Annotated in this window: 12 protein-coding genes; 8 read left to right on the top strand and 4 right to left on the bottom strand. The window is 59.1% G+C overall.

All coding sequences use genetic code 11. The features are described 5' to 3' along the window. Nucleotides 1–139 precede the first annotated feature (139 nt). A complete protein-coding gene (locus ACSR1C_RS19965; RefSeq protein ID WP_460260789.1) occupies nt 140–1,330 on the top strand; it encodes a multicopper oxidase family protein in 1,191 nt (396 codons plus the stop codon). A gap of 47 nt (nt 1,331–1,377) precedes the next feature. Further along, nucleotides 1,378–2,067: a copper-binding protein gene (locus ACSR1C_RS19970; RefSeq protein ID WP_009503812.1), complete on the top strand. Its 690-nt coding sequence runs from the start codon at nt 1,378–1,380 to the stop codon at nt 2,065–2,067. A gap of 243 nt (nt 2,068–2,310) precedes the next feature. Here the strand turns inward: ACSR1C_RS19970 and ACSR1C_RS19975 are convergent, their stop codons facing one another. Then, nucleotides 2,311–4,638: a heavy metal translocating P-type ATPase gene (locus tag ACSR1C_RS19975; RefSeq protein ID WP_034452018.1), complete on the bottom strand. Its 2,328-nt coding sequence runs from the start codon at nt 4,636–4,638 to the stop codon at nt 2,311–2,313. Between the two features lie 202 nt (nt 4,639–4,840). Between ACSR1C_RS19975 and ACSR1C_RS19980 the strand changes: the two genes are divergently transcribed. Next, nucleotides 4,841–5,596, top strand: a complete 756-nt coding sequence (locus ACSR1C_RS19980) for a hypothetical protein (protein ID WP_321172466.1) — start codon at nt 4,841–4,843, stop codon at nt 5,594–5,596. Nucleotides 5,597–5,715: 119 nt separating this feature from the next. On the opposite strand, the gene ACSR1C_RS19985 is transcribed toward ACSR1C_RS19980, so the two are convergent. From ACSR1C_RS19985 to ACSR1C_RS19995, 3 genes are all read right to left on the bottom strand, one after another. Then, a complete protein-coding gene (locus ACSR1C_RS19985) occupies nt 5,716–5,943 on the bottom strand; it encodes a hypothetical protein (RefSeq protein ID WP_009503808.1) in 228 nt (75 codons plus the stop codon). Between the two features lie 167 nt (nt 5,944–6,110). Further along, nucleotides 6,111–6,368: a helix-turn-helix domain-containing protein gene (locus ACSR1C_RS19990; protein ID WP_009503807.1), complete on the bottom strand. Its 258-nt coding sequence runs from the start codon at nt 6,366–6,368 to the stop codon at nt 6,111–6,113. A gap of 124 nt (nt 6,369–6,492) precedes the next feature. Then, a complete protein-coding gene (locus tag ACSR1C_RS19995) occupies nt 6,493–6,744 on the bottom strand; it encodes a hypothetical protein (RefSeq protein ID WP_009503806.1) in 252 nt (83 codons plus the stop codon). Nucleotides 6,745–6,954: 210 nt separating this feature from the next. Between ACSR1C_RS19995 and ACSR1C_RS20000 the strand changes: the two genes are divergently transcribed. The 5 genes from ACSR1C_RS20000 to ACSR1C_RS20020 form a co-directional block, all read left to right on the top strand. Further along, nucleotides 6,955–7,323, top strand: coding sequence for a hypothetical protein (locus ACSR1C_RS20000; protein ID WP_009503805.1), 369 nt, complete (start codon nt 6,955–6,957; stop codon nt 7,321–7,323). Between the two features lie 43 nt (nt 7,324–7,366). Then, on the top strand, nt 7,367–7,987 hold the full coding sequence (locus ACSR1C_RS20005) for a lytic transglycosylase domain-containing protein (protein ID WP_460260788.1): 621 nt from the start codon (nt 7,367–7,369) through the stop codon (nt 7,985–7,987). Beyond that, nucleotides 7,984–8,277 carry a TrbC/VirB2 family protein gene (locus ACSR1C_RS20010; protein WP_009503803.1) on the top strand — a complete coding sequence of 98 codons (294 nt, stop codon included), beginning with the start codon at nt 7,984–7,986 and terminating at the stop codon, nt 8,275–8,277. The genes ACSR1C_RS20005 and ACSR1C_RS20010 overlap by 4 nt, the downstream gene beginning before the upstream one ends. After that, entirely contained in the window at nt 8,270–8,548 is a 279-nt protein-coding gene (locus tag ACSR1C_RS20015; RefSeq protein ID WP_034452013.1) for a VirB3 family type IV secretion system protein, read from the top strand. Before ACSR1C_RS20010 ends, ACSR1C_RS20015 begins: the two co-directional genes overlap by 8 nt. Next, on the top strand, nt 8,538–9,381 hold an 844-nt coding region (locus ACSR1C_RS20020), incomplete at its 3' end, for a VirB4 family type IV secretion/conjugal transfer ATPase (RefSeq protein ID WP_460260787.1). The genes ACSR1C_RS20015 and ACSR1C_RS20020, both read left to right, overlap by 11 nt.

Here is a 9,381-nt window from a genome sequence, read left to right on the forward strand (position 1 = left end):
ACAAATCACCAGGCGCGCGGCCTTCCATCAATCGGTCCAAGATGTCTTTATCGATGCTCATACGTGGGTCTCCTCTTCGAGCAGTTACCACGTCAGGGCACAAAATTCAGGATAGTCCCCGGGGCCGGACTACACACCTGTGGTCACGCTGAACGGGTGGACCCTGCCGCACCGGATGAACAACGGGGTCAAGGAATTTCACCTCGTCGCCGAACCGGTAGAGCGCGAACTTGCCGACGGCATGATCGCGCATTTGTGGGGTTACAACGGCCAGTCCACCGGCCCAACGATCGAAGCAGTCGAAGGCGACCGGGTCCGCATTTACGTCACCAACAAGCTGCCGGAAGGCACGACAGTGCACTGGCACGGGCTCATCCTGCCTTCGGGCATGGATGGGGTCTCCGGGTTGAGTCATCCCAGCATCCCGCCAGGCAAAACGTTCATCTACGAGTTCGACTTGGTGAAATCAGGAACCTTCATGTATCACCCCCATGGCGACGAAATGGCGCAGATGGCGATGGGGATGATGGGCATGTTCGTGGTCCACCCCAAGGATCCCACGTTCATGCCGGTGGATCGCGATTTTCTGATCATGCTGAATGCCTTTGACATCGATCCCGGCACATATGTGCCGCGCATCATGACGATGACGGACTTCAACCTGTGGACGTGGAACAGTCGGATCTTCCCCGACATCGATCCGCTGGTCGTGAACAAGGGCGACAAGGTGCGAGTACGCGTCGGCAACCTCACGATGACAAACCACCCGATCCACATGCACGGCTATGACTTCAAGGTCACCTGCACGGATGGTGGCTGGGTGCCGTCAGAAGCGCAATGGCCGGAGGTCAGCATCGACATCCCCGTGGGCGGGATGCGCGCCTATGAGTTCGTCGCAGACCATCTGGGTGACTGGGCGATTCACTGCCACAAGTCGCACCACACGATGAATGCCATGGGTCACGATGTGCCGACGTTCATCGGGGTCAACAAGAAGCCGCTGACCCAGAAGATCCGTCAGTTCCAGCCGGAATACATGCCCATGGGCATGTCCGGCATGGGGGACATGGCGAAAATGGAAATGCCGCTGCCTGACAACACGATCCCGATGATGACGGGTTGGGGGCCCTACGGCCCCATCGAGATGGGCGGCATGTTTTCGGTCGTAAAGGTGCGGGACGGCATCGACGCGGACGATTACTCCGATCCCGGCTGGTACGAAAATCCTCCGGGCGAGATGGCCTACGAATGGACTGGCGAATTGCCCGAGTTCGCCTCGAACAACAGTCCCAAGACCATTCTCACACCAAAACCAAACTCGAAGGGCTGAACGGCCCTTCGTCGACTCCAACCAAACCAAACCTACAGGAAAACCAAATGAAAAAACTTCTTCTGAGCACCTCTCTCGTCCTTTTCGCTTCAACGGGGGCTTTCGCTGACGTTGGTCATGCCAAAATGGCCATCGGTATGCCCGGCCATACGGCAAAAGTCGACCGGACGATTGATGTAACCCTGCTTGAAAACGACGAAGGCGAAATGCTGATCGAGAGTGAGGAGATGACCATCAAGCAGGGTGAAACCATACGCTTCAACATCACGAACAAGGGTGAGCTGGAACACGAGTTTGTTCTCGACACGCTGGAAAATAACGCCGAGCACAAGAGCGAAATGGCCAAGATGGACATGGAACACGACGACCCGAACCGTATCCGTCTTGATCCGGGTGCCACGGGCGAGGTCGTCTGGACGTTCGCGAATGCTGGTACGTTCGAAGCCGCGTGCCTGATCCCGGGTCACTACGAATCCGGCATGCACCGTGCGGTCTCGGTGGGGGACCAGATGGCTCAGGCTGACGTGGAATACACGAGCGGGACCATAAAGAAGATCGACGCCAAGGCCGGCAAGGTCACAATCATCCACGGCCCTCTGGTCAACCTCGATATGCCCGCGATGACGATGGTATTCCGCGCGGACGAAGCGATAATGGCCAAGATGGCAGAAGGTCAGGACATCGAGTTTGTTGCCGACCGGGTCAAGGGCAAGCTTACTGTCACGCAGATGCAGTGAAGACTGACCTTGGGGCCGAGGCGTACATGCCCGGCCCCAACGCTTTGAGGCAATTAAATCAAGCGCTACGGAGGTAGCCGAGCATTATGAATTTCCTGATAACCTGCACATGCGCCCTTGCGCTCGTCTTTCCGGCTTTCTCAGTGAACGCTTCCAGTGGCAAAGGTCAGCAACCTCATGCAGCAATACACGTTTTGCTGAAATAGAAGTATCGTCCAGCTTCACGTTCAATACGCGGATCGTCTAAAGCCTCAATCGCCGTAGTCTGAGCGCGTTCGCGATGACCGAGACCGACGAGAGGCTCATTGCGGCGGCGGCGAACATGGGCGACATCAACAGCCCGAATACCGGGTAGAGCACGCCCGCAGCTAAGGGCACACCGAGCGTGTTGTAGGCAAAGGCCCAGAACAGGTTCTGGCGTATGTTACCGATCGTCGCCACGGCCAGCGTCCGTGCCTTGACGATACCGTTCAGATCGCCGCTCAAGAGAGTGATGCCCGCGCTTTCAACCGCCACGTCCGCACCCGTGCCCATGGCCAGGCCGACGTCCGCTGCGGCCAGAGCCGGTGCATCGTTGACACCATCGCCGGCCATGGCGACCTTTTTGCCATTCGCGTGCAGCTCGTCCACCAGCGCCTTCTTGTCTTCCGGCAGAACTCCAGCCCGGACCTCGTCGATGCCGAGGAGCTGCGCCACGGCCCTTGCAGTGCGTTCGTTATCCCCCGTAGCCATGATTATCCGCAGGCCCGCCTCGTGCAGTTCCTTGATGACCTCGGCCGTCGTTTCCTTGATCGGGTCGGCGACGGCGACGATGCCGGACAGTTTTCCTTCTATGGCCACGAACATGGCCGTCTTGCCTTCGCTGCGCAGAACGTCTGCCGCCTCCTCTGCTGCGGAGGTGTCGAGGGACATGTCGCGCATCATCGCGGTGTTACCAAGCGCGACGGCGTGGCCCGAGACGGTTCCGCTCACACCCTTGCCGGTCACGGCTTCGAAGTTCTCGGCATTGCCGACTTTGATACCTCTCTCTTTCGCGCCTTCGACGATGGCCTCTGCCAGCGGGTGCTCAGAGCCTTTTTCCAAGGCAGCTGCGAGGCTCAGAATGGTTTCTTCGGTCTCGTCGCCCAGAGCGTTCACATCGGTCAGCTTCGGCTTGCCTTCGGTCAGGGTGCCGGTCTTATCGACGATCAGCGTATCGACCTTGGCCATGCGTTCCAGCGCTTCGGCATCCTTGATCAGGACACCCGCCTGTGCACCGCGCCCTGCAGCCGTCGTGATCGAGATCGGCGTCGCAAGGCCCAATGCACAGGGGCAGGCGATGATCAGCACTGACACCGCCGAGGCGATGGCAAAGACGAGCGCAGGTTCGGGCCCGAAGCCGAGCCAAGCGGCGAAGGAAAGGATGGCGACCACGACAACGGTCGGCACGAAATAGGAAGAAACCTTGTCCGCAAGCCCCTGGATCGGTGCGCGGGATCGCCGCGCGTTCGCGACCATCTCGACGATCTGGCTCAGCATCGTGTCGGCACCTACACGAGCGGCTTCTATGACAAGGGAGCCGTTCTTATTGATTGTGCCGCCGGTGACCGTATCGCCCGGACCTTTTTCGACCGGCAACGGCTCGCCAGTGATCATGCTCTCGTCGATGGATGACGTGCCGTCGACGACCCTGGCATCGACGGGGACCGCGTCGCCGGGGCGCACCCGCAACCGGTCGCCCTCCACAATGTTTTCCAGCGGCGCGTCATATTCCGTGCCGTCGGGCAGGATGCGCCGCGCCGTTTTCGGGGCCAGATCGAGCAGTGCCCGGATGGCATCGCCGGTCCGTTCCCGCGCCCGCAATTCCAAAACCTGTCCGACGAAAATCAGAGTGATGATAACGACGGCGGCTTCAAAATAGGTGCCGACTCCCGCGCCCATCCGGTAAGCCTCCGGAAACACGCCCGGAAGGAATGTGGCGACCAGCGAATAGATGTAGGCCGCGCCGACACCAAGCGCGATCAGCGTCCACATGTTGGGCGAGCGGTTCACGATCGACGCCCATCCCCGCACGAAAAACGGCTTCGCTGCCCACAACACGATAGGCGTCGCCAGCAGGAACTCGATGTACGTCGCCAGCCGATGTCCGATCAAGTCCCGGACCGGCAAACCGACCAGCTCTCCCATAGTCAGGATAACCAGAGGAACGGCTGCGGCGGCACTGATCCACATCCGGCGGGTAAAGTCGGTCAGTTCTTCGCTGGGTTCATCCGACGGCACCATCGGTTCAAGCGCCATGCCGCAGATCGGACAGGCGCCGGGCTCGTCACGAACTATCTCGGGGTGCATTGGGCAGGTGTACTGAGTTCCGGCTTTCGGGGTCATGCTGTGATCCGATGCCGTACCTGAGGCATAGTAGATCGGATCGGCCTCGAACCTGGTCTGGCACTTATCGGAGCAGAAGTAGAAGGTTTCACCGTCATAATCCGCCTGACGGGCCTGCGGAGACATAGTGACGGACATGCCGCAAACTGGATCCTTGGCCTGATCGGATGACCGCTCTCGCGGGTGCGGTTCTGTTACCTGTATCATGCTCTAGCCCTCCAAAATGATGCCAATTCCTAAGATGGGGCTTCCAGCAACTGGAAGGTCAAGCTTGGATTGCTGATTAGCGAAGGAAAGCTGATTGATACTGCTAGTATATTACATAATAAACGTTACGCGTGTATGCACTAATTGTTGCGATAGTATATTATCGTAGATATGCTGAGCCTAGTCACAGAGGGTCCTCAGCATGCGTCATCCATTTAAGAAGCTCCTCCCGTCGGTCGCAGTCGCTTTGACTGTGACAAATTCTTTGCTGCCGTTACCCGCCCGCGCGCAGACATACCCGATCGATTGCGCAATCCTCTTGTGCCTGTCTGGCGGCTGGCCTGCTTCCGTCCCTTGCGCCCGAGCCCGCGCCGAATTCATCCGGCGAATTACGCCTTGGCCGGTGGAACCGCCGCTACAAATCTGGCGCTGTCCCATGGGCGCGTCCTATGAGACCTCTCCACCATCAAACAATACAGACCGCATCTTTGAAGCATTCTTCCAAACCAATAGCGCAAGACCGCGCCAATCATTCGCTGCGCATGACTTAGCCGGCCTTTATGAGCCAATAGAGGCCGCTTGGCGCACTCCAGACGCCCCAGATTACCTTGTTCCCACCGACCGGACCCTCCGGCTCATTCAAGATCGCGCGGACATCGATATCAGCGGACCTGAGTTCAACTTCGTGCGGTCCATCCGCGTCTTTGATGTCTGGTATGCGCGACAGCACGAATCCGGACGCGACGGCGACTGCAACCGTAGTGCCACCGTGGTCCTCGGCACATATGGAACGCAAGGTGACTTCGCCTGGCAGAGGTCCTCCATAACCGCCCTACCAGCCGCCCATGCCGGTCTCGAACGATGGGGCCAGAATTGCCCCGGTATCTATCATCGATCCGTTTTCGTCGACTGGCGTGACTACGAGGGCAACTACGGCTTTGAACAGGTGAACTACTGAACTTACGCAAAATGGCTCGGACTGTAAGATTGGTTTCGCGGACATGTGCAATGCCACCTCGCGCGTTAGTCGTCGCAGTGCGGTTTGGCATTTCGGCAAACGCCGCAGGGTAGCCCTCCTCACCCGCCCTCGTCTCTTCCGATCCGCATGAGCGCCTCGAAGTCGATTTCTTGCTTCTGTTCGTCACTTATATCAGGCCGGATTTTCGATACCGGCTGGGGTCCATGGACGTCCCACATCACCGCGTGCGCGCCTGTAGTCCAGCTATAAACCCAACCAACAACGCTGCGCCCGTCGGTCCCGATCAGATTGGCAATCGCAACGCCTTCACCATTATCATCGTCCACTGTTTACTGACTTCCTGCACTTTGGCGCTGCAATCGCGGCATCGTGTTCCCAGGCTTCGCCTGCACAGCATGACGCAATTGGTGGATGTTGGCTAACTGCTCTTCCTTGAGGTAGCGGATTTCACGAAGGGACATCCAAAGCGGTACGCCCCAAATTTGCATTTTTCTCAAATTCTATGGTCGGGCTCCGTGGCAGCTTCAACGATCGCGAGAACCTCGTAGGGGTCAAAGCCGATGGCGCGGGCGAGGACGACCAGTTCGACGACGTCGACTCGGCGCTGGCCGCTTTCAAGGCGGGCAATGAGGGATTGGTGGCATCTGAGCTTAGTCGCCAATTCAGCCTGTCCAAGGCCTGCCTTGATTCGGGCGTCGACCAACGCCTGGCAGAGTGCCAACTGTCCCGTGCTTCTGATTGTCTTTGCCACGCGTCACATACCTTTTGTGACGTCGCTAGCGGATGAAATCTGTTATCTAAAAAGTAGATATATGAGGGTGTTATCGGCGTCTGGTTTCCATGGGCTGCAAGTCTGATGCTCCCGAGGTCGCCCATCAATCCCCTACCAATTGCAGAAATCGGCCATAATCCTCGCTGACTTCGCGCGCTTCTTCGAAAGCGCGGGCGCGTTCGCTGTCGAGGCAACGGAAGTAGCTCTGGATATCCTGGATGTAGTCTTCGAAATCGCCACGGATGATGTCCGCATAGTCTCGCGCTGCCTGCGAATCGCTTGGCAGGAAAGGACGAGCCGGGGCGAAGCAGGATTCCGCGAAACCCGGCCCGGGGAGGCAGATCAGGAGGGCCATAGCTTGTAATGAGAGCAGGCATGTCAACCTTGGGTTTCTCAAACCTGTTATCTCCTTGATCGCAGACACTGGCCGTGACTAGTGTTTGCGTGACCAAACTACAGCTAAAGCACGATATTACATCTTGCGGTTGATAATATACTATCGTAACTCTAGGCTTCAAGTGGGAATGCCTGGGGTCGCGCCATTGGAGAAAGCGTGAGCCGGGCCATGAACTGGGACATCGAAGCACCAAATGTGGTTACGGAAGCCAGGTTCCGCGAACTCGTGGAAAGCGGCTATAGCGCAGAAATCCTGTGCCAGGAGTCGGCACACAAGAAAGGCCCCAGCTATTACGGGGTCTGGATCATGCGCGTTGTCTCTGATGATGGCGTGGAAAAGCTCCTCGTCACCGCCCGCACGCGGACGACCTACAACGATATCAAGATCCGCGAGTTCAAGACGATCTCCGGCGTGGTGTCATTCTTCATTGGCCTTGGCTTTGCGCATGTCGACCTGCCGCTTGAGGCGGGGACAAGCCGCACGCATAAACTCGCCCCGCCAGACAAAGCCCCATCAGACAAGGGCGCTGGCAACTAACCTTGTCTGTCTCTGGCTGGTTGCTGCACCAGCCTCAGCGCAAATGGTTCTGGTCATGGAGAGCGACGGCTCTCTGACCCCCTCCCGCTCTCAGAGCGGTTTTGCCCGGAACTACAATGACGGCATTGGTCAGGGATCGGCGTCCGATGGTTTGGCCATTCTTGGCGAGACTGAAGCAGCTTCCGAACCTGACGCACTGAGGTTTGCGGCACTCGCCCAGCCAGCACCCCTGCCCCGCGCAGACGTTCTCTTAGGCATCGAGGCAACGGCCCTGCGCTATGCCGGCCATCCGGGCCTGCGGCGCGCAGAGCTCTCCGTGAGGGATTGGCTGAGCCTCTACCGCGCCAATATCGAGGTTGAGAGCGCCTACCGGCAGGATGCGATTTCAAGTGCGGGTGCCATTGGCCTTGGTCAATTGATGCCAGCAACTGCGCGTGATCTGGGCGTCGACCCGCGTGATCCGCTGCAGAACCTCGACGGGTCCGCCCGCTACCTCGCGATGATGCTGGAAACCTTCGGCGATCCGCATCTGGCGCTGGCGGCCTACAACGCGGGGCCCGATGCGGTCCGCCAGTATGGCGGCGTTCCCCCCTACCGAGAAACCCAGAACCACGTGGCCCGCGTCATGGCTGTCGTAGCCCGATTGGAAGGATCAAATTCATGAAACAGATTTCAAACCTCTTTGTCGCCTCGCTGGCGCTATTCCTGCTCATTGCCGAACCGGCCCTTGCTCAAAGCATCGATCTCTCTCCGATCCAGAGCCTGTTGCAGGGTATCGTCGATGCGCTGACAGGTCCGCTCGGTGTTGTGATCGCGACGCTCGCGGTCCTCGGCGTTTTCTTGAGCTGGTTCTTCAACATCATCGACCTGCGCCAGGCGCTCTGGGTTCTCGTGGGCATCGCTGGTGTCGCCGCCGCCCCCACCATCGTTGCCGCGGTCTTTGCCGGTGGCTGAGCACGCGCCTCTCTTCCTCGGCCTCGTGCGTCCGCCGAAGCTCCTGGGCCTGCCCATCATGTATGCGATGGTCTGGCTCTTCGGCTCGGTGCTTCTCTTCGTCTGGGTCCAGCATATTGCGGTGCTGGCTGTCGCGGCTCTGCTCTATCCGGTGCTTTGGAAGGCCGCAGACTGGGACCCGCGTTTCATCGACGTGATGATGACGGCGCTGCAGGAGACACCGCCCACGCGCAACAGGTCAATCCATGGCGGGGACAGCTATGCCCCGTGATGACGCCCGCGATGCTGCGCTCGATGCCCGCACAATGACGCCAGACTGGTATGCGCGCGAGACCCGCCTCGCGCATATGCTGCCCTATGTGAGCCTCGTCGACGACCAGACCGTGCGGACCCGGGTGAACGAACTCTTCCGCTGCATCCGGCTCGAGGGGATCAACAGCTACACGACGGACGATGCCTATCTCGACAAGGTGACGGCGCTTTTTGCCCGCATCGTCGCGCAGCTCGGCCCGGAATTCAGCTATTACGTCCACAAGGTCTCCAAGGCCATCAAACCTGATCTCGACCCCATCCGTGAGGACAGCTTCGCGGGCGAGGTGGACCGGCGCTGGCGCGCGAAACTCGAGACCAGCGGGCTCCGCGACAAAACACTGACGCTCACCGTCATTCACCGCCCGCCTCCGAAAAGTCTCCTGCCGTTCCTGAGCCGCAGCGCGCCGGACCGACTGAAGGAGGAGACCCGCAAACGCCTGCAGCGCCTCGGTGAGGCCGTGAACGTCTTCCTCTCGGGGCTCACCGAGCTCAAGCCGCGCCTGCTGTCAGCCGGATCGGGAGAGTTGGTGGGATTTTTGGGCGCGCTCAACACCGGAACAGAGCTGCCGCTCTACCCAGCGAACACCTACGGCTTTTTGTCCGTCAACGTCGCCAATACCCGCGTGACGTTTCATGGCGATCATTTCGAGCTCTCGGAAGGCGTCGTGGGGCATCGCTACGGCAAGAGTTTCACCATCGGGGAATATTCCGAAGGCACCTCCTGCACGATGTTCGACATGCTGAACCTGCCGGTCGACATGATCGTCACCCACTCCTTCACGCCGATCAATT

The sequence above is a fragment of the Actibacterium sp. D185-2 genome (genome assembly GCF_054954595.1).

Coding starts and splice junctions, on each gene's coding strand:
- ACSR1C_RS19970 (WP_009503812.1), top strand. CDS start 1,378: ATGAAAAAACTTCTTCTGAGCACCTCTCTCGTCCTTTTCGCTTCAACG.
- ACSR1C_RS19975 (WP_034452018.1), bottom strand. CDS start 4,638: ATGATACAGGTAACAGAACCGCACCCGCGAGAGCGGTCATCCGATCAG.
- ACSR1C_RS19980 (WP_321172466.1), top strand. CDS start 4,841: ATGCGTCATCCATTTAAGAAGCTCCTCCCGTCGGTCGCAGTCGCTTTG.
- ACSR1C_RS19995 (WP_009503806.1), bottom strand. CDS start 6,744: ATGGCCCTCCTGATCTGCCTCCCCGGGCCGGGTTTCGCGGAATCCTGC.
- ACSR1C_RS20000 (WP_009503805.1), top strand. CDS start 6,955: ATGAACTGGGACATCGAAGCACCAAATGTGGTTACGGAAGCCAGGTTC.
- ACSR1C_RS20005 (WP_460260788.1), top strand. CDS start 7,367: ATGGTTCTGGTCATGGAGAGCGACGGCTCTCTGACCCCCTCCCGCTCT.
- ACSR1C_RS20010 (WP_009503803.1), top strand. CDS start 7,984: ATGAAACAGATTTCAAACCTCTTTGTCGCCTCGCTGGCGCTATTCCTG.